Below are 19080 nucleotides of genomic sequence, written 5' to 3'. Positions count from 1 at the left end.
TATATTTACATGGCAAAAAGAGACTATTACGAAATTTTAGGAATCAGTAAAGGAGCTTCTTCAAGCGATATAAAGAAGGCTTATCGAAAGATGGCAATTAAATATCATCCAGATAAAAATCCAGATGATAAAGAAGCTGAAGCTAAATTTAAAGAAGCAGCTGAAGCCTATGAGGTATTAAGTAATGCTGATAAAAAAGCACGTTATGACCAATATGGACATCAAGCCTTTGAAGGTGGTGGTGGTTTTAACGGTGGCGGCATGAATATGGATGACATCTTTAGTCAGTTTGGTGATATTTTCGGCGGTGCTTTTGGCGGTGGGGGAGGTTTCTCAGGTTTTGGCGGTGGTGGTGGTCAACGACGTGTTAAAGGAAGTAATTTACGTATAAGAGTGAAATTGACTCTTGAAGAAATTGCCAATGGGGTTGATAAAAAAATAAAAGTTAGGCGTAAAGTTCAGGCTCCAGGCACTACTTATAAAACATGTTCTACATGTCATGGTAGTGGTCAAGTAACAAGAATTACCAATACCATATTAGGTAGAATGCAAACAGCATCGCCTTGTAATGTGTGCGGTGGAGCAGGACAATCAATCGATAAAAAACCTTCTGATGCTGATAATCAAGGATTGAAAGTTGCTGAAGAAACAGTTTCAATTAAAATACCGGCTGGTGTGGTTGATGGTATGCAATTAAAAGTTGCAGGTAAGGGAAATGAAGCACCAGGAAATGGTATTTCTGGAGATCTTTTAGTTGCTATTGAAGAAGAAGCGCATGAAACTTTACAGCGTGAAGGCGATAATTTACATTATGATTTATATGTAAGTTTACCAGATGCCATTTTAGGGACATCAAAAGAAATTGATACAGTTACCGGTAAGGTTCGTATTAAAATTGAATCGGGCGTTCAATCTGGAAAAATTTTAAGATTAAGAGGTAAAGGTATTCCAAGTATTAATGGTTATGGTAAAGGTGATTTGTTAGTTCATGTAAATGTATGGACACCAAAAACATTAAGTAAACAGCAAAGAGAATTTTTTGAAACTATGAAAGAAGATGAGCATTTTACGCCTAAGCCAGAGAGTACAGATAAATCTTTTTTTGAAAAAGTAAAAGATATGTTTTCCTAATTCAAACTGTTTTAATCTCTATTTGAATAAAAGTTATCTTATAATTTTATTAATTATTTAATAAAAAACATTATATTTGAACATCACTAATTTTTAGTGATATTTTCTTTTTCATAGCAATTTTTTTCCCATCCTTAATTTTTTTAAGGGTGGGTTTTGTTTTTTAACCCGTTTAAAAACTTTATCATTTTATTATAAATGTTAATAGTATACATTTAATATATTTACAAAACTTACAATTAATAACGAGAATGAATAGCATATTAGAAGTACAAGAAGTCTCTAAGAATTTCGGTTCATTTACCGCTCTCAATAAAGTTTCTATTTCCGTTCCAAAAGGTAGTATTTACGGTCTGTTAGGTCCAAATGGTGCCGGTAAAACAACGCTTATTAGAGTTGTAAATCAAATTACCATGCCAGACGCTGGCAAGGTTATTTTAGATGGAGAACCCTTGAATTCTACGCACATAAAAGATATAGGCTATTTACCGGAAGAACGCGGACTTTATAAGTCTATGAAAGTGGGTGAACAGGCGCTTTATCTAGCCCAATTAAAAGGCTTAAGTCATAAAGAAGCAAAAACACGACTAAAATATTGGTTTGATAGACTTGAAATAGGTGACTGGTGGAACAAAAAAATTCAGGAGCTATCAAAAGGAATGGCTCAAAAAATCCAATTTGTTGTAACAGTTTTGCACCAGCCAAAACTTTTAATTTTTGACGAACCTTTTTCTGGCTTTGACCCTATAAATGCTAATTTAATAAAAGATGAAATTTTAAAATTGAGAGAAGATGGTTCTACGGTTATTTTTTCAACGCATCGAATGGAATCGGTTGAAGAACTTTGTGATGATATTGCCTTAATTGACAAATCAAATAAAATACTTGATGGGAAACTAATTGATATTAAAAGGCAATATAAAACCAATACTTTTGAAGTTGGAATTTTATCAAATAATAAACAAAGTTTACAACAAGAACTCTCAGATAAATTTCATGTTTCGCGAGCTAATTTTAAAACAATAGGTGATGAATTAAAACTTAATATTAAGCTTTCTGAAGGTGAAAAGTCTAATGATTTATTGAATTTTTTATGCCATCAAGGAGAAGTTTCACATTTTGTTGAATTGATACCTAGTGTTAACGACATTTTTATTCAAACAGTAAAGAATAATTAATTATGAATCATTTACCACTTATTATAAAGCGCGAATATTTAACAAAGGTTAAAAACAAGTCATTTATTGTTATGACTATTTTGAGTCCGATGATTATGATTGGACTTATAGCGCTTGTTGCCTATTTATCTCAACTTAATAATGATAAACAAAGAGTTATTGATATTTTAGATGAAACAGGTTTAGTTCAAGATACTTTTAAAAGTGAAGATAATACAACGTATAATGTTTTTGAAAACATGTCTTTGAATGAGGCTAAAGAGTTGGTTAAGCAAACCGAAGCTTATGGTTTATTGCATGTTCAAAATACAACGAATCTTGATTCAATCTCAAATCATATTAAGTTTTATTCTAAAGAATCTCCTTCGTTAACAGTAATTTCAAGTTTAGAATCTAAAATTGAAAAGAAAATAGAAAATTTAAAACTACTTGATCAAGGTGTTGATCTTGAAATGATTAAAGCAATAAAAACGAACATCACTATTGCGCAAGAAAGTTTTGATGGTGAGAAAACATCTAAAATAGATAGTATTATTAAACTAGCTTTTGGAGGCGCTGCGGGTTATTTGTTATTTATGTTTATTATCATTTATGGTAATATGATTATGCGCAGTGTTATTGAAGAAAAGACCAGTAGAATTATAGAAGTAATTATTTCATCCGTTAGGCCTATGCAATTAATGTTAGGTAAAATTATTGGAACTTCCTTAGCGGGCATCACACAGTTTGTAATATGGATTATTATAGGTGGTGTATTAATGTTTGTCGTTTCTGCAATTTTTGGTATCGATATGGCGCAAATGCAAACAGGGAATCAACAACAAGCACTGCAGCAGGCGATGGAAAATCCAGATGTAAATATGCAAATTCAAGATTTAATAAATGCATTTTATAATCTACCGATAGCTAATTTAATTATAGCCTTTATTTTATTCTTTATTGGTGGGTATTTGTTATACAGTTCGTTATATGCTGCCATTGGTGCTGCTGTTGATAATGAGACTGATACACAGCAATTTATGTTGCCAATTTTAATGCCTCTTATCTTAGCAGTTTACATTGGGTTTTTTACAGTAATAGAAGATCCTCATGGTTCTGTTTCAACAGTGTTCTCGTTTATTCCATTTACATCACCAGTAGTTATGCTTATGAGAATACCGTTTGGCGTTCCAATATGGCAGCAGTTGGTTTCATTATTGTTATTAATTGGCACATTTATATTAACCGTGTGGTTTGCTGCAAAAATTTATAGAGTCGGCATTTTAATGTATGGAAAAAAACCTAGTTACAAAGAATTGATTAAGTGGATAAAATATTAAAATGAATCAGGAATTAGAGAAAATAGAAAAGGCGGTAGAGAAAAGTTCCATTTGGGAAAATATTACATCTTTTTTAAACCAATATATAGATTTTGGAAAAGATATTAGTATTTCAGTCAAAGATGTCTTAATTATTATTACAGTCATTTTTGTAACAACGATAATACTCAGGCTCATATTAAAGTTAATTACAAGAAGACTGCCTGTTGATGATAAAGCCAAATTTAAAGTCGTATTTGGTTATTTTAGATGGCTTATTTATTTAATTATTTTTTTGGTTACATTAGATAGTATTGGTGTTAATGTTACAACAGTTTTAACGGCATCTGCAGCATTATTAATAGGAATTGGTCTTGCGCTTCAAACCTTGTTTCAAGATATTATTTCGGGTGTTTTTATTCTTATTGACCAAACCGTTCACGTAGGTGATATTATTGAAATTGATGGAAAAATAGGAAGAGTTGAAGAAATTAAATTAAGAACAACAAGAGCAGTAACCATTGGTAATAAGGTTTTGATAATTCCCAATCATTTATATTTAGAAAACAGCCTTTATAACTGGACACAAAACGGATTTACAACCAGAGAAAATGTAGAGGTTGGTGTTGCTTATGGCAGTGACGTACAATTAGTAAAGAAGTTATTAATACAGGCTGCAAATTCCCAGCCCGATGTTATAGACCATTCAGACACTTTAGTTCAGTTTACAGAGTTTGGAGATAGTTCCCTTAATTTTAAAGTGATTTTTACTTTAGAAGATAGTTTTAATGCTAATAACCCCAAAAGTGATATTCGCTTTGAGATCGATAGATTATTTAGAGAAAATAATATAACCATACCATTTCCTCAAAGGGATGTTCACTTATTTCAAAACAAAAGTTAAACAATATGCCAAAAATTTTAATAATAGAAGATGAAGCTGCTATCAGACGCGTGCTAGTTAAAATTCTTTCAGAAGAAAACGACACCTATCAAGTTGAAGAAGCAGAAGATGGATTAGAAGGGGTTGAGAAAATTAAAAAAGATGATTTTGATTTAGTGCTTTGCGATATTAAAATGCCTAAAATGGATGGTGTTGAAGTTTTAGAAGCCGTAAAAAAAATTAAACCAGAAATTCCTATTGTAATGATCTCTGGTCATGGCGACCTAGATACAGCTGTAAATACTATGAGAATGGGAGCTTTTGATTACATTTCAAAACCACCAGATTTAAATAGACTTCTTAATACTGTTAGAAATGCTTTAGATAAAAAGGAGCTTGTTGTTGAGAATAAATTATTAAAAAAGAAAGTTAGCAAAAACTTTGAAATGATAGGCGAGAGTAAAGCCATCTCACATATTAAAGACATTATTGAAAAAGTCGCACAAACAGATGCCCGTGTGTTGATTACCGGGTCGAATGGAACAGGAAAAGAACTTGTGGCCCACTGGTTGCATCAAAAAAGTGAGCGTTCTTCGGGACCTATGATCGAGGTTAATTGTGCAGCAATACCAAGCGAACTTATTGAAAGCGAATTGTTTGGTCATGTTAAAGGCGCTTTTACGAGCGCAGTAAAAGATAGGGCAGGAAAATTTGAAGCGGCTAATAAAGGCACTATTTTTTTAGATGAAATAGGGGATATGAGTTTATCAGCTCAAGCAAAAGTATTACGTGCGCTTCAGGAAAATAGAATTCAACGTGTTGGGAGCGATAAAGATATTAAGGTAGATGTTAGAGTTGTTGCTGCTACTAATAAGGATTTGAAGAAGGAAATTGAAAACGGAAACTTTAGAGAGGATTTATATCATCGTCTGGCTGTTATTTTAATACAAGTACCATCATTAAATGAGAGAAGAGAAGATATTCCGCTTCTTATAAATCATTTTACAGAAAAAATTGCGAGTGAACACGGAACATCAAAAAAGATTTTTACAGATAAAGCCATTAAATTATTAAAAGATTATGATTGGACTGGAAATATTAGAGAACTTAGAAATGTTATAGAACGGTTAATCATTCTAGGTGATAAGGAAGTCACTGAAAACGATGTTAAACTATTCGCGTCAAAATTATAGACATTAAATGAGTATTTGGCCTAATTTACATGGCATTGATTAAGTTTTTCTAAATAGTCGGCGTTCATTTTTTTAGTTATATTAAGGTAATAGGTTTTAATATCATCAATAGATTCATAAACTAAAGTGGTGTTATTTTTATCATAATCAGTCAATTTTGAAGTGCAGTTATATGTTTTTAAAACCTTATTGCACGTTGTGATGTTTAATCTAAGCACGGCTTTAAAGTCCTTTATAAGCGTTTCCTTTTGTAATAGATTTTCTTTATTTTTTTGAGTATCAAGCTTTTTTAATAGTTCCTGTTCTTTAATTTTAAGAGCTAATTGTTGCTGTTCTAATTTTTCTTGTTCCTTAAGTAAGGTCTTTAAATCATCATCATCACTTTTTTCTTCGGCAATCACAGGTTCCTCTAATTCTTTGAATGAAGGAATGGTACATTTGTTTAATTCGGTAATGCAATTTTGGGTTATTTCTTTAGCTCTTTTTACATAAAAGCGACCATCTTCAAATGTGTTTGTTGCTTTAACTTTTGCCATAAGTTCTTTTGCATTATAAGCTAATTCAAAAGCAGGATCACAACCACATTTTTTTAAACTTCCTTTCGCTTTTTCAAAAGATTTCAATGATTTGTCTGAATAATATTTTAAATGTTGAATATTATTCGCCTCGTAGGCATCTTTTACATTTGAATAGGCATATATCAGAAATGAATCGGCAGACATACATGGTGTGTTTTGTGCTTGAATTTCTGAAAAAACAACAAAAATCAATGAAAATAAAAAGATTTTTTTCATGGTAATTAGATTTGGTTCATGGGTTGGTTAATCGAATTTACTAATTTTTTAGAGATAGATAAGCTTATTGAAGAATTTAATGTTTTAGTATATTTATCAAAATTTTGATAATTCTAGATATTTATGAAAAATATTTCGCCTAACGAGTTTAAAGTAACTTCAAAAATCTCACTTAAAAATAGTCAAACAAAATTAGTCATTGAGGATGCCGATGATAAGCTAAAAAAAGTTAGCAAAAAATTAAGCAAGTTACAAGACACTATGTATGCACATGGTAAATATGCTGTTTTAGTTTGTCTTCAAGGTATGGATACTTCAGGTAAGGACAGTTTAATTCGCGAAGTATTTAAAGAATTTAATTCGCGTGGGATTATAGTACATAGTTTTAAAGTACCTACTGAATTGGAATTGAATCATGATTATTTATGGAGACATTACATTGCGCTTCCTGCACGTGGTAAATTTGGTGTGTTTAACAGGACACATTATGAAAATGTGCTTGTAACCAAAGTACATCCAGGTTATATTTTAGGTGAAAATTTACCATCAGTAAATTCTATAGATGATATTAATGAGGCGTTTTGGGATGTGCGTTTTCAACAAATAAACAATTTTGAAAAACATATTACCGAAAATGGCACCATTATTTTTAAATTCTTTTTAAATCTTTCAAAAGAAGAACAGAAAAACAGATTATTGCGTCGATTGGAAAAACAAGAAAAAAACTGGAAATTTTCTCCAGGTGATTTAAAAGAGCGTAAACTTTGGGACAAGTATCAAGAATGTTATGAAGACGCCATTAACAGAACGTCTAAATCGCATGCGCCATGGTATAACATACCGGCTGATGATAAAGATTCAGCGCGCTATTTGGTAGCAAAAATCATGTATGATGCGCTAAAAGAATATAAGGATATTAAGGAACCAGAGCTTGATGATGATATTAAAGCCAATATAGATTTGTATAAAAAACAACTAGAAAATGAGAAGTAGTCAGAACAATTCATCATTTAAGATTTATTTCACATAATTAACATGTTATATCGTTTATCTTTAAAACTTAAAAATTAGTATATGAACAGGTTAAAACCAGCCCTTTTATTTTTTTGTATTTTATTTTCAATAACTTCCTATTCGCAAAATGATGAAGAAGTCATTAAAGAGATATATAAACAGTCTTTAACCAATGGAAAAAGCTATGATTGGCTAAATTATTTATCAAATCAAATAGGAAGCAGGTTGTCAGGGTCGTTAGGCGCAGAAAGAGCTGTTGAATGGGGCAAAGAAGAACTTGAAGCATTAGGACTAGATAAAGTATGGTTACAGCCTGTCATGGTTCCTAAGTGGGTTCGTGGAGCTAAAGAATATGCTTTTATAGAAACGAAACCAGGAAAAACAACTACTGTTAATATTTGTGCTTTAGGAGGTTCTGTGGCTACCCCATCATTAGGAATAAAAGCCAATGTTGTTGAGGTTCATAATTTTGAAGAATTAGAAGCTTTAGGAAAAGAACATATTGAAGGAAAAATTGTTTTTTATAACAGACCCATGCAAGCCGATTTAATTCAGACACATCAGGCGTATGGTGGATGTGTAAATCAGCGATATCAAGGGGCTGTTGAGGCCGTAAAATATGGTGCTGTTGGTGTTATCGTGCGTTCAATGAATTTAAGATTAGACGATTTGCCTCATACTGGAGCGATGTCCTATAATGATGTTCCTGTTACTGAACGAATTCCATCGGCGGCCATAAGCACCAATGATGCAGAACTTTTAAGTACGATGTTAGAACTTGATAAAAACGTACAGTTTTATTTTAAACAAAATTGTAAGCAACTTAAAGATGTCCAGTCGTATAATGTCATTGGGGAAATTACCGGTAGCGAATTCCCAAAAGAATATTTGGTTGTTGGTGGGCATTTAGATTCTTGGGATTTAGGTGATGGTTCGCATGATGATGGCGCTGGTATTGTGCAATCAATGGAAGTCTTAAGACTATTGAAAGAGTTAGGTATAAAACCAAAACGTAGTATTAGAGTTGTTTTGTTTATGAATGAAGAAAATGGTTTACGTGGAGGAAATAAATATGCTGAAGAAGCTAAGTTAAAAGGAGAAAACCATGTATTTGCTTTAGAAAGTGACTCTGGAGGCTTTACTCCACGTGGTTTTTCATTTGATTGTAGTGATGCTGCTTTTAATCAAGTATTAGGCTGGCAACCCTTATTCAAACCGTATTTAATTCATTATTTTGAAAAAGGAGGCAGTGGAGCAGATGTTGGTCCTTTAAAAAATGAGAATAATGTACTTGCAGGATTACGCCCAGATTCACAACGTTATTTCGATTATCACCATGCAAGTAATGATACGTTTGATGCTGTAAATAAGCGAGAGTTAGAACTTGGTGCAGCTACTATGACTAGCTTAATGTATCTATATGATAAATACGGGGTTAATCCTATTTCAGGCACAACACGTTTAAAAGATTAAGTTATGAAAACCCTTATTCATATTATTATACTATGTTTTGTTACTAATTTTTATGCTCAAGAAATGATGGAAAAAGAATTACCATATTATGAAATTCCAGAATATCCAGAATCGTATTCCGCAGGTGCTGTTACGGCAAGAATGTTAGATGGATTAGGTTTTAGATATTATTGGGCAAGTGAAGGGTTAAGAGCTGAAGATCTGGTTCTTAGGCCTAATGATATGGCACGTACTTCAGGAGAAACGATAGACCATATTTACGGATTATCAAAAGTTATTGTAAATGCTACTTTAAAAAAGCCTAATGGTGGAAATAATGAAGAAGGCGACATGGCATTTGAAGAAAAACGTAAACAAACCTTAATAAATATTAAAACAGCTGCAGATATTTTGAGAACTTCAGAGGATATCTCACAGTTTAAATTAATCTTTGGAGAACGCGAATTTCCTTTTTGGAATAATATTAACGGACCCATTGAAGATGCTATATGGCATTGTGGACAGGTGGTATTATTAAGACGATCTTCAGGGAATCCTTTTAATTCAAAGGCTAGTCTCTTCTCTGGGAAAGTGAAAGATTGAAACTATAGTAAAATTTGTGCCAAAACACACGACAAGGTTAAGCTTAATAAGATTTCGGCTAAGAAATCAACAATTAGTTTCATTTTTATGAAGCTCGAGTCTAATCTTGTGTGTCGTCTTTCGTATTATTATCTCTTTTCATTTTTATATAACCAGTAACCAACCTTACACCTAATCTTGCAAAAAGGATAATGGCAATAACCATAACAATGTCAAAACCGTTCATAAAGACAAGATACCAATTTCTATCTCAAATTTTTTACAAAAAATTAATTTTTCATTTCTCTTTAGTCCGGTAATCATTAAAATTTCACCAATTGTGCATTTAAAGTATTTAGTGGATTTGTATTTTTTTAAGTTTTTTTCAAATGTTTTTAACGAGTTTAATTAAATATTAAAACTCATATTCCAATTGTAAAAGCGCTATGAGTTCATGTGCATCCTCAATTATTTCTGGCATTTCTTTAAAGGCACGAGTACGATAGTTATCTTGTATTAATATAAACGTATTTACAAATTGTTGAATGAGGTCTTCATCATAGCGCATAAGTTTTAGGTCGTTTTCTTTTGAAGTTCTATATTCTTCAGTATCGTAGATATTGAAGTTAGGATTATTAAAATTGGTATTTTCACAAACAATAATTTCAGAAATAAAAGTTGAATTTAAATTTAGAAGCAATGCCATTATGTCGTCTCCTTTCTCAGCATTGGACTTATCGAATTGAAAGTCTTCATCTAAATGGTTTGAAAAACTTTCATAAGCCACTAGTTTTTTTTGCAAACTATCATTGGTAATATAGCGAAGCCCTCCTGAATTTTTTAATTCATTTAATGTTGCGCGGTTCCAAAGGTAAGGACGATACATAATATCATGAGCGATAACATATAAAAAGGTGTTGGATAAGTTTGATAGTGGTGTAAGATTAACGTATTGTCTTAAACTATCTATATACATGAATTTTTTTTCAGCCTGAAATTGACTCACTTTAAGCATCTTAATATCATTTTTTAAGTCTTGAACCAATGATTTTGCATATTGCCTGATTCTTTTTTGTTCTAAACGTGTTTCATTCCAGTTGTTCACTTGCAAAGCAATTAAAATCCCAATAACCACAAGTACAATCTCACCAATGGCGTATTTAAAGTATTTGGAGCTTTTGTTTTCCATAATTAAGTTTTGGCGTATATGACGGAAAAATTTAATCATATAGTTATTTATAATTTTTATTTAAATAGTCAAGAATTTCTTCCCCTTTACGTTGTAATGTAGCAATTCCTGACTCAAAATAAGTTCCATTACTGTCAATATATCTGCAAATTGGTAAAACTCTCTTGTCATTAAAAATAGTATTGTAAGTATCTTTGTTAGGAGCTTTAGGCGTTTTCGTCGGGAAAAACTTTCTATGTTCTGAATCTGTAAAAAGTTCATATTTTAATTTCCGAAGTTCTAAGCGACTTGGTGTTCCTGATTTCAATAAACCTTCTGAAACTTGATTAAATTTGGTGTAATATCCTTTAAGCATTTTTTGAAGTTTTGAATCTGGAAATTCTGATACTATTCCAGTAGAATTTAGAAAGTTCCAAGTGTTTGTGCGTTTAGGAATATTTGCAGTTGTTGTTAACGACTGAAAATCTAATATAAACTTAAGAGAATCTTTTACGATTCTATTTTCTGATTCCATTATAGGAATGATGTTTCTGCCTGCTTCTTTTTGACGTTTCAGAATACTTTTAATTCTTTGAAAATCAAAAATTTCAGTCTGAATATCTTCTTTAATAGAGCTGATATTTATAAGCATTTGTTGTTTGCTTTTTCTGTTTTCATTCCAATTATTAATCTGTAATGCAATTAAAATACCAATTATTACTAGCACAATTTCGCCAATGGCATATTTAAGGTAATTAGTGGTTTTGCCTTCATTGAGTAATTGCTTCCTAATATTTCGAAATAATTTTAGCATATGTTCTTATTTATAATTTGGTGCAAAAAAAGTGCCTATTTCAACCAAATGTTCAATAAACATGTGTATTTACTTCGTAAAATTTTATTTTGATAATGGATGTTACGACGGATATTTATCATGATTTATTAGCTTTTATGATTAGTTTTCTAATCTCAGAAATTTTTTCGAGTGCTTTTTCTCCATTTCTAACTGAGCCACTTCTGTTATCATTGAATAACTTAAATAGCGTAATGGTAGATGGCTTTTCAAAGAATTCTTTAGAATTTGTCGGCTGACAGTAAATAGTCCATTTAAAATCTGAAAACTCTTTTTTTATTAATGGAGTCCAATCGTTGTTAAATGATAATTCAACGTCATTTAAACTTTGATAAATGCGATATAAGCTTTCATCATAATAGGATATTAGCGCCATTTGAAGTGTTTTATCCGAGATATTTTCCAGACCTTTTGCCTTCAACATTTCATAAGCGCTGGATTGAGATCTAAAACGCTCAAAACAAATAATCTTCCCCATCCATATATTTAAGCTGTCGTTATAATTTTTTAATGTTACTTGATCTAATAAACGATCGGTTAACTTTATGGCCAGCTTTGTGTTTGAGAGTTCAAAGGACAATGAAATAGAGTCTTGCTTAAGGTTTTGGTCGATAAGTGAAAGAATCTCGTATTCAAACTTTTTGTCCTTTCTTCCTTCATTCCAATTATTTACTTGAAGCGCTATCAAAATCCCGATGACCACCAATACAATTTCCCCAATAGCGTATTTTAGGTAGTTCGTGGTTTTGCCTTCTGCTTCTATTTTTTTACGAATGTTACGGAAGAGTTTTATCATGGTTGATTATTTTATTTTAATTCTTGATCAATATGTTGTAGAACAATGTAACAGCTATTTATCAATTCTTGGTAATAGGTATTGCTAGCACTCTGATAAAAAGCTGTTGCAGCAATTGCTTTAACAAACATTTTAAATCTTGAATCTTCTTTATTATTTAAAAAGGAAAAATCATTTTCATTTAGCATTTCAGGTGACGTAAAAATATCAGAAACGCCATCATTAAATTTTAAAAAATCTGTTTGTATAGTCTCTTCAGTAGCAACTGTAATCATCCATTTACCTATTCCAGATAATATTGCCTTTTTTTGATCGTATTCACTATAAAGATCGATAATTTCTTCTTTTAACCCTAGATTTTGAATCAGTCCCAAAGCTCCTGAACTTACCATACCCCGATAGGTATTATCATTTGGAGAAAAAACTTGGTCTAAGGCTTGATCATAGATAGCACCTATATATTTAACTTGTTCTATATTGTCAATACCCTGGTATAAAGTATCAAGCGCGCTTTTAATATCTTCTCTCAAAACATTATTAGAAGTGATTATGCCTCTGAATTTAGTGGTGTCCTGAACTATATCGCGATGGATTCTTAACAAATAATCTTCACCTAATCTATAGTCTTTGGTTTCTTGGTTCCAGTTGTTAACTTGTAATGCAATCAAAATGCCAATAACCACCAATATAATTTCACCAATAGCGTATTTAAGATAGTTGGAAGTTTTGCCTTCTGCTAATAGTTTTTTACGAATGTTACGGAACAGTTTTATCATGGTTGGTTATGTGTCACTTTATTTCATTCTTTTCTCAAACCAATTTCATAATTAATTTTATCAACTAATATTTGCATTTTAGTCATTACTTCTGAGTACATTTCGATGCCTCTTTTCCGTTGTCTTATAAGATTACTCAAAATATTTGAGAATTCTTGGTTTTTTTTAAGACTTTCAAAATCGTTTGGCCTGGCAACTCTTAATGATTTGTTTTTGAGCCTTTTTACATGCTTTATTAAAAATGGTTCAACTATTATTGTGTTCAGTTGACTCTCTCCTTGTTGGTAATCTTCAGTAAGTTTTTTGAGATTCGACTCATACATATCAGCTATATCCTTCTTAAGGGTTTCATTTTTAATCAGGTCCAGACCTTTACTTTGCAATGAATTATACGCTGTTGCCGTTATGTACGTATTGTTCCAGAAAGTTAATATTCCAAACACACTGTCTAGTTCATTTGAATAAGGTAAATCATTAGCTATATAATTTTCTATTTTTTCATATTGAACAATATCACTGGAATTTGAAAGAGTATCAGCACTAAATGAAACTAACATAGTTTGTAAATTATTTTTAATATCACTCAAAACGATAAGTTCCTCTTTTTGAAGTTTTCTATTTTCGTTCCAGTTATTTATCTGTAATGCAATGAGAATACCAATTACCACTAGCACAATTTCACCAATGGCATATTTAAGATAATTGGCAGTTTTGCCTTCTGCAACTAGTTTTTTTCGGATGTTACGGAAGAGTTTTATCATAAAAGAGTTATAATTAAAACCAATATTCAATTCATTAAAATTAATTTACTATTTGAATAAAGTTTTAGATGATATTAAGTAATTCTAAAAGGTTGTTTCTTTTGATATGTTAAAGAACGCCAAAGCCACTCAGCGGGTCCATATAAGAAATATTTAAGCCAAATAGGACTAAAGATTAATTGAATAATCCAAATAGCGCCTACAATATAATACAACTCATATCTTTGAAGTTGACCGAATAAGGCAAGCCCATCACCATAAAAAATTATGGAGGTAACAACACTATGCGTTAAGTAATTGGTTAAAGCCAATTTCCCAACAGCCGCCAAAGATTTTTGTAAAAAGCCTAAAATACCAGACTTGATAAATAACATAAAGAGACCAATATGACCTAAAGTAGTAAACAAACGTCCTATTTGATACGTTTGATCTACCTTGGAAATTGTGACAACATCGAAATTACTGTCAATAAGTATTTTGGTTTCAATATAATTTATGCTAAGTCCGACAAGATAACCTGTTACAAGTAGTATGATATAAAATAAATTACTGCGTTCACCATGAAATACGCGAAGTTTAAACAATGCCATTCCTAAAAGCATAAAACTTAATATATCCCAAACCCATAATCTGTATGGTAACCAGGTTTGCATAAATTGATTACCCTTTACTTTTTCCAGAAGTACAGACCAGTAGCCTTGTTGCATTTTTTCAATTTTCTTTTGTACTTCTTCTGGTGTTTGCTTGGTACTTAGCTTCTCCCATTTTTTTAAGTCGTTTTCCTGATTCTCACTTAAAGTGACACCTTGCTCTTGCAGGGTTTGCATTTCAATACCATTTTTCTGAGTTTCAAGATTATTGCGGTAATCACTTATATCCCATAATACGCCAATGCTTATCAAAACGCATCCTACTAAAAATAGATTTTTAACACTTGCGTTCCGAAAGGGAAAAAGCATTAATCCAAAAAGAGCATACGGATATAATATATCACCATGCCAAAGAAAAATGTATACGTTGATAATTCCGAAAACAAGTAACCAAAGTATTCTTCGGTAATAAATATCTGCGGTGGTAATTCCGGCGCCATTTTTTTCTAATCTACTCGTTAATAAAATTGCTCCTGCACCAAAAAGCATGGTAAACAAGCCTCTCATAGTACCTTCAAAAAACATGTTATTAGCAATCCATACTTGTAAATTAAGACCTTCTGATCCACCAGAAATTGTTGGGTCTGAATATGCAAAAGGGAGTCCCATGCCATTAATATTCATTAATAAAATGCCTAATAAGGCTATTCCTCTGATAACATCAAGGGAATTAATACGTCCACTCGGTTGGGTGGGTTTAAATTGAGGTTGGTTGGTTGTAGTCATATTTTTTTAGTTATAAATCCTGAGTAAATATTTAAAAATTAAGAAGTTCCTGTTACTAGTCAGGAGTTGAGAATAATTTATTAGTCATTCTTTTTCCTAAATAACTTTTTGTAGGTTAATTGTCTCCATAGCCATTCCATTGGTCCGAAACTATGTGATTTTAACCACCACATACTTAGTAATACTTGTATGCTATAAATTAAAATAGCTATTCCAATAATCACGGTGAACCCAAGCTTACCGGCAAAGCTAAATCCTATACCGTAAAAAATGGTAATTGCTAATGCTGTTTGAAATAAGTAATTAGATAATGCCATTTTGCCAACAAAAGCAAAACCGTTTAAAAATGGAATTTTTTTATAAATAATAGCTAGCAAAGCGGCGTAACCCATAGCTAAAGGAACAGTACCCAGGGCATAAGAGATTGTGTATAGGAGTTCCCATATTTCTGTTTTATCAGCAAAAAACGTAATATAAGCTCTAAAAGCACTAATAGGTAATCCGATACAAATTCCCCAAATAACGACCTTTTTTAAAAAAGTTGTGTTTTCAAGTAAGTTTTCGGTTAAAATTTTTCGACCAGCCCATAAGCCAATTAAGAAAATTCCTAACACTTTAAAAACACGTCCTTCGTTAAGAATACCTCCAATCCTTAAGAAGGTATTGCCAATATTCATTTTAACGAAATCAATAATATTTTCATTTAAAATGTAGGCTCCAAAATTTGATCTTTTTATACCATTAGTTTCCATTATCGGTAAATTAAAATGTTCGTAATATTTTGAATTTAATTCAAAAAAGAACTGTGGATAATGCCAACCTATTACATTTATAACTAACCAATTTAAAATGGGTAATAGTATTAATACAATAGCCCATGTTATGAGTTGTTTGTTTTTAAAATTCACAAATAGAATGAGTACAAAACCTAATAATGCATATAAGGTTAGGATGTCTCCTAACCAAAATATATGCAAATGAATGAGCCCAAATATTAAAAGCCAAAACATTCTATGTTTAAAGAATGGAGCAAAAGGTTTATTGTGTTTTGTTAAATTATGATGTTGAATAGCGAAACCAATCCCAAATAGCAAAGAGAATAGGGAATAGAATTTACCATCAACTAATGTATAAAGAATAAAATCTAACGTTTTATCAAAAATAAAAAGTGTTGAAGGTAAGCGGCCTTCCTCGGGAAATGTAAAATGCCCAGAGAAATAAACAATATTGGCTGAGAAAATAAAAAAGATAGCAATACCTCTTAAAATATCAAGATAAATGATTCTATTTTCTTTTTTTATTGGTTGAATTGGGTTGGTTGAATTGGTCATATAATACTCTTTATATTAATTTTTTTAAAATTGAAAATAGATGAATTGTTCGCCGCTTCCTTGGGCTATAATAATTAAAAAGAACATAATAGCCCAAACAATGCCAAGAGCCCATGGCGACATTTTTAAGGACACTTCTTTTAATGATGTATTACGCATAAACCAGTGGCAAAGAAAAAGTAGCCCAATCACAGTGCTTACTTTTATAATAGAAAATGTGTCAAGAACTTTTTCTCCTTCTGTTTGCATGTAAAACATAGACTTAATCATGTTCCAAGCTGTTTCAAATTTTCGAGCTCTAAAAAATACCCAAGTAATATTGACACATGAAAAAGTTATAAAAGCCAGAAATATTCCATTCCATGCCGTTATTTTAAAAGGAATATATTCTCTTTGTAATCTTTCTAATATAAGATAAGTTCCGTGTAAGCCGCCCCAAACTATAAACGTCCATGCGGCACCATGCCATAGCCCGCCTAATAACATTGTAATCATTAAAGCGGCATACATTCTCACCACACCATGACGATTGCCTCCTAATGGAATGTATAAATAATCTCTTAACCAAGATGATAACGTAATATGCCAACGTTTCCATAAATCTGAAAAACCTAAAGACGCATACGGATATTTAAAGTTGTCTGGTAATATAATACCGAGCATTAAAGCGATACCGATAGCGCAAGTTGAATAACCGGCAAAATCAAAAAATATTTGTCCGGAAAATGCAAGAGTTCCAACCCAAGCATCAATACCGTGAAGTAATTTACTTGATCCGAAAACAGTGTCTGCAGTTTCTGAAAGTAACGTGTCTGCCATGACTACCTTTTGAAATAACCCTATAGTAAGTAAAAACAAACCCCAGATGAATTGATTTACTGTTGCTTTCTTTTCTTCATAAAATTGGGAAATTAAATCTTGTGCTCTAACGATTGGACCTGCTACTAATTGAGGAAAAAATGTAACGTACAATGCGAAATCTAAAAAGGTTTTGGCACGTTCTGTTCGTTTTAAGTACATGTCTATAGTATACGACATGGTTTGAAAGGTATAAAATGAAATTCCCATAGGTAGAATGATATCTACTGGTTGTGCTTTATAGCCATAGCCATACGTATTCACAACCGTTGTAAAATTATCTACCAGGAAATCGCGATATTTAAAAAAGACTAAGAACCCTAGGTTCACAACCATACTTAGGATGAGCCAAAATTTTCTTTTTCGCTCATTATCTTCAATGGCTAATTTTTTCCCTGCTGTCCAATCTACCATCGTTGAAATCCAAAGCAAGATAACTAATGGGGGATTCCATAAGCCATAAAAAACATAACTGGCTAACAATAACATTGCTTTTTTAGAATTCCAATTTAAAAACTTAGAATAGTAAAGCGCTAAAACTATTACTAAGAATAGTACAAAACTTAATGAGTTGAATAACATAATTAGTTGGTTTTAAGGTTGGTTAATGCACCATCTGCTTTCATTATTTTAATAAGCTCTTTAGTGAAAAAGCGTGCGTCTTTAACGGCTAAATGTGACCATTCAGGTAAGAATAAATTTTCAAATTGTTCATAATCTAAATAATTGTATGCTTTTACTCCAGACTTAGCTACAAGTTCGTCCCAGAATAGTTCTTTTGAAAATGCCATACTTTCTATTTCCTTAAAAAGTCCGGATGACGGACATCTTACCAATATTAAATTACCACCTCTTTTTTTGAATCTCTCTGCTAATTCAACAAAAGCTGCTGTCGTAGATTCTTTGTCAGGTGGAGGTAAATCGCTCGTTAAAATTGCTTTCCAAACTTTTTTTACGGTATTCGCGTATGCTGTATCTGTCACCATTCTTTCAGGCATTTTCATATGTCTGTCGAGAGAAATCTCTTCAAAATTATTAAATGGAGGATATAATGGTCCGGATCTTTTACCGATGTGAATTTGCTTGATTAATGTTTTTAAATCAACATCTGAATCCCATCCTTCATCACCATCTCTAATAAAGGCAAAATTTTGTTGTAGAGGCACAGACAACTTATGATTCAGTATTTGTGCATAGGTTCGCTTTTTATAGTATTCAACTAACGACTGTGAACGTTTTATAAATTCAGCCTCAGGATATGTAGTTGAAAAGAATAATGGTGGTGTTACGCCTACTAAAAGCGTACCATTAAACTTAGTATTTTCTACAATATCCTTCATTACCGGAATTGGAGAAGCACCTTGAGTGGCTAACATCACAGGGTCTGTTTGTGTTTCTTCTTTCCAGATGTCTAATTGAATGTCATAAAGAATTCTTGAAGAGCCAATAAAAGCGACGGTGTTATCATTAAAATTATCAAGTTTTTTTCGCTGATTGGCCCATAAGTTTTTATTGTCATCAATGTTGGGTTGAAGGCCTTGAGAGCGCCAAAAGACTTCCCAAGCCGTGATGCTAATTACACTAAGTGTTATCGCAATGATTAAAGCTTGTTTTAATTGCATAATTGATTGGTTTT

19 protein-coding genes are annotated in these 19080 nt (G+C 31.8%); 8 read left to right on the top strand and 11 right to left on the bottom strand.

Translation table 11 applies throughout. The features are described 5' to 3' along the window. Positions 1–9: 9 nt before the first annotated feature. The 5 genes from dnaJ to AC15TD_RS10125 all read left to right on the top strand — a co-directional run bounded on the left by dnaJ (position 10) and on the right by AC15TD_RS10125 (position 5683). Positions 10–1131 carry a molecular chaperone DnaJ gene (gene dnaJ, locus AC15TD_RS10145; RefSeq protein WP_484452033.1) on the top strand — a complete coding sequence of 374 codons (1122 nt, stop codon included), beginning with the start codon at positions 10–12 and terminating at the stop codon, positions 1129–1131. 251 nt (positions 1132–1382) lie between these two features. Then, positions 1383–2309 (top strand): ABC transporter ATP-binding protein, encoded by a 927-nt coding sequence (locus tag AC15TD_RS10140; RefSeq protein ID WP_484452032.1) that lies wholly within the window; start codon positions 1383–1385, stop codon positions 2307–2309. Between the two features lie 2 nt (positions 2310–2311). Next, positions 2312–3628 carry an ABC transporter permease gene (locus AC15TD_RS10135; protein WP_484452031.1) on the top strand — a complete coding sequence of 439 codons (1317 nt, stop codon included), beginning with the start codon at positions 2312–2314 and terminating at the stop codon, positions 3626–3628. 1 nt (position 3629) lies between these two features. Further along, the gene (locus tag AC15TD_RS10130; RefSeq protein ID WP_484452030.1) at positions 3630–4511 is read left to right on the top strand and encodes a mechanosensitive ion channel family protein; all 882 of its coding nucleotides are present in this window, start codon (positions 3630–3632) and stop codon (positions 4509–4511) included. Between the two features lie 5 nt (positions 4512–4516). Continuing rightward, a complete protein-coding gene (locus tag AC15TD_RS10125) occupies positions 4517–5683 on the top strand; it encodes a sigma-54-dependent transcriptional regulator (protein ID WP_484452029.1) in 1167 nt (388 codons plus the stop codon). Between the two features lie 20 nt (positions 5684–5703). On the opposite strand, the gene AC15TD_RS10120 is transcribed toward AC15TD_RS10125, so the two are convergent. Beyond that, complete coding sequence (locus AC15TD_RS10120; RefSeq protein WP_484452028.1) at positions 5704–6477, bottom strand: hypothetical protein; 774 nt, start codon at positions 6475–6477, stop codon at positions 5704–5706. Positions 6478–6600: 123 nt separating this feature from the next. Here AC15TD_RS10120 and AC15TD_RS10115 point away from each other — a divergent pair, with 123 nt between their 5' ends. From AC15TD_RS10115 to AC15TD_RS10105, 3 genes are all read left to right on the top strand, one after another. Then, a complete protein-coding gene (locus AC15TD_RS10115; protein ID WP_484452027.1) occupies positions 6601–7470 on the top strand; it encodes a PPK2 family polyphosphate kinase in 870 nt (289 codons plus the stop codon). A gap of 81 nt (positions 7471–7551) precedes the next feature. Then, a complete protein-coding gene (locus AC15TD_RS10110) occupies positions 7552–8964 on the top strand; it encodes a M20/M25/M40 family metallo-hydrolase (protein WP_484452026.1) in 1413 nt (470 codons plus the stop codon). 3 nt (positions 8965–8967) lie between these two features. Further along, the gene (locus AC15TD_RS10105; RefSeq protein ID WP_484452025.1) at positions 8968–9546 is read left to right on the top strand and encodes a hypothetical protein; all 579 of its coding nucleotides are present in this window, start codon (positions 8968–8970) and stop codon (positions 9544–9546) included. A 100-nt stretch (positions 9547–9646) separates the two neighbouring features. Here AC15TD_RS10105 and AC15TD_RS10100 read toward each other — a convergent pair whose 3' ends face one another. From AC15TD_RS10100 to AC15TD_RS10055, 10 genes are all read right to left on the bottom strand, one after another. After that, positions 9647–9772, bottom strand: coding sequence for a hypothetical protein (locus tag AC15TD_RS10100; protein WP_484452024.1), 126 nt, complete (start codon positions 9770–9772; stop codon positions 9647–9649). Between the two features lie 168 nt (positions 9773–9940). Further along, a complete protein-coding gene (locus AC15TD_RS10095) occupies positions 9941–10714 on the bottom strand; it encodes a DUF6090 family protein (RefSeq protein WP_484452023.1) in 774 nt (257 codons plus the stop codon). A gap of 43 nt (positions 10715–10757) precedes the next feature. Next, complete coding sequence (locus tag AC15TD_RS10090; RefSeq protein ID WP_484452022.1) at positions 10758–11507, bottom strand: DUF6090 family protein; 750 nt, start codon at positions 11505–11507, stop codon at positions 10758–10760. 118 nt (positions 11508–11625) lie between these two features. Then, positions 11626–12342: a DUF6090 family protein gene (locus AC15TD_RS10085; RefSeq protein ID WP_484452021.1), complete on the bottom strand. Its 717-nt coding sequence runs from the start codon at positions 12340–12342 to the stop codon at positions 11626–11628. 11 nt (positions 12343–12353) lie between these two features. Next, positions 12354–13118 carry a DUF6090 family protein gene (locus AC15TD_RS10080; RefSeq protein ID WP_484452020.1) on the bottom strand — a complete coding sequence of 255 codons (765 nt, stop codon included), beginning with the start codon at positions 13116–13118 and terminating at the stop codon, positions 12354–12356. 23 nt (positions 13119–13141) lie between these two features. After that, on the bottom strand, positions 13142–13879 hold the full coding sequence (locus AC15TD_RS10075) for a DUF6090 family protein (protein ID WP_484452019.1): 738 nt from the start codon (positions 13877–13879) through the stop codon (positions 13142–13144). 74 nt (positions 13880–13953) lie between these two features. Next, positions 13954–15255, bottom strand: coding sequence for a DUF418 domain-containing protein (locus AC15TD_RS10070; RefSeq protein ID WP_484452018.1), 1302 nt, complete (start codon positions 15253–15255; stop codon positions 13954–13956). Between the two features lie 80 nt (positions 15256–15335). After that, on the bottom strand, positions 15336–16586 hold the full coding sequence (locus AC15TD_RS10065; protein ID WP_484452017.1) for a DUF418 domain-containing protein: 1251 nt from the start codon (positions 16584–16586) through the stop codon (positions 15336–15338). A 24-nt stretch (positions 16587–16610) separates the two neighbouring features. After that, entirely contained in the window at positions 16611–18026 is a 1416-nt protein-coding gene (locus AC15TD_RS10060) for an MBOAT family O-acyltransferase (RefSeq protein WP_484452016.1), read from the bottom strand. A gap of 2 nt (positions 18027–18028) precedes the next feature. Then, positions 18029–19066, bottom strand: coding sequence for a hypothetical protein (locus AC15TD_RS10055; RefSeq protein WP_484452015.1), 1038 nt, complete (start codon positions 19064–19066; stop codon positions 18029–18031). Between the last annotated feature and the right edge of the window lie 14 nt (positions 19067–19080).

This window comes from Yeosuana sp. (assembly GCF_057126245.1).
This window is presented reverse-complemented; position numbering and strand designations above follow the sequence as displayed.

What these genes read in the sequence shown, in the direction of transcription:
- AC15TD_RS10090 (WP_484452022.1), bottom strand. Translation starts at nt 11,507, where the DNA reads ATGCTAAAATTATTTCGAAATATTAGGAAGCAATTACTCAATGAAGGC.
- AC15TD_RS10100 (WP_484452024.1), bottom strand. Translation starts at nt 9,772, where the DNA reads ATGAACGGTTTTGACATTGTTATGGTTATTGCCATTATCCTTTTTGCA.
- AC15TD_RS10120 (WP_484452028.1), bottom strand. Translation starts at nt 6,477, where the DNA reads ATGAAAAAAATCTTTTTATTTTCATTGATTTTTGTTGTTTTTTCAGAA.
- AC15TD_RS10075 (WP_484452019.1), bottom strand. Translation starts at nt 13,879, where the DNA reads ATGATAAAACTCTTCCGTAACATCCGAAAAAAACTAGTTGCAGAAGGC.
- dnaJ (WP_484452033.1), top strand. Translation starts at nt 10, where the DNA reads ATGGCAAAAAGAGACTATTACGAAATTTTAGGAATCAGTAAAGGAGCT.
- AC15TD_RS10125 (WP_484452029.1), top strand. Translation starts at nt 4,517, where the DNA reads ATGCCAAAAATTTTAATAATAGAAGATGAAGCTGCTATCAGACGCGTG.
- AC15TD_RS10060 (WP_484452016.1), bottom strand. Translation starts at nt 18,026, where the DNA reads ATGTTATTCAACTCATTAAGTTTTGTACTATTCTTAGTAATAGTTTTA.
- AC15TD_RS10080 (WP_484452020.1), bottom strand. Translation starts at nt 13,118, where the DNA reads ATGATAAAACTGTTCCGTAACATTCGTAAAAAACTATTAGCAGAAGGC.
- AC15TD_RS10095 (WP_484452023.1), bottom strand. Translation starts at nt 10,714, where the DNA reads ATGGAAAACAAAAGCTCCAAATACTTTAAATACGCCATTGGTGAGATT.
- AC15TD_RS10135 (WP_484452031.1), top strand. Translation starts at nt 2,312, where the DNA reads ATGAATCATTTACCACTTATTATAAAGCGCGAATATTTAACAAAGGTT.
- AC15TD_RS10055 (WP_484452015.1), bottom strand. Translation starts at nt 19,066, where the DNA reads ATGCAATTAAAACAAGCTTTAATCATTGCGATAACACTTAGTGTAATT.
- AC15TD_RS10140 (WP_484452032.1), top strand. Translation starts at nt 1,383, where the DNA reads ATGAATAGCATATTAGAAGTACAAGAAGTCTCTAAGAATTTCGGTTCA.
- AC15TD_RS10130 (WP_484452030.1), top strand. Translation starts at nt 3,630, where the DNA reads ATGAATCAGGAATTAGAGAAAATAGAAAAGGCGGTAGAGAAAAGTTCC.
- AC15TD_RS10070 (WP_484452018.1), bottom strand. Translation starts at nt 15,255, where the DNA reads ATGACTACAACCAACCAACCTCAATTTAAACCCACCCAACCGAGTGGA.
- AC15TD_RS10115 (WP_484452027.1), top strand. Translation starts at nt 6,601, where the DNA reads ATGAAAAATATTTCGCCTAACGAGTTTAAAGTAACTTCAAAAATCTCA.
- AC15TD_RS10110 (WP_484452026.1), top strand. Translation starts at nt 7,552, where the DNA reads ATGAACAGGTTAAAACCAGCCCTTTTATTTTTTTGTATTTTATTTTCA.
- AC15TD_RS10065 (WP_484452017.1), bottom strand. Translation starts at nt 16,586, where the DNA reads ATGACCAATTCAACCAACCCAATTCAACCAATAAAAAAAGAAAATAGA.
- AC15TD_RS10085 (WP_484452021.1), bottom strand. Translation starts at nt 12,342, where the DNA reads ATGATAAAACTCTTCCGTAACATTCGTAAAAAAATAGAAGCAGAAGGC.
- AC15TD_RS10105 (WP_484452025.1), top strand. Translation starts at nt 8,968, where the DNA reads ATGAAAACCCTTATTCATATTATTATACTATGTTTTGTTACTAATTTT.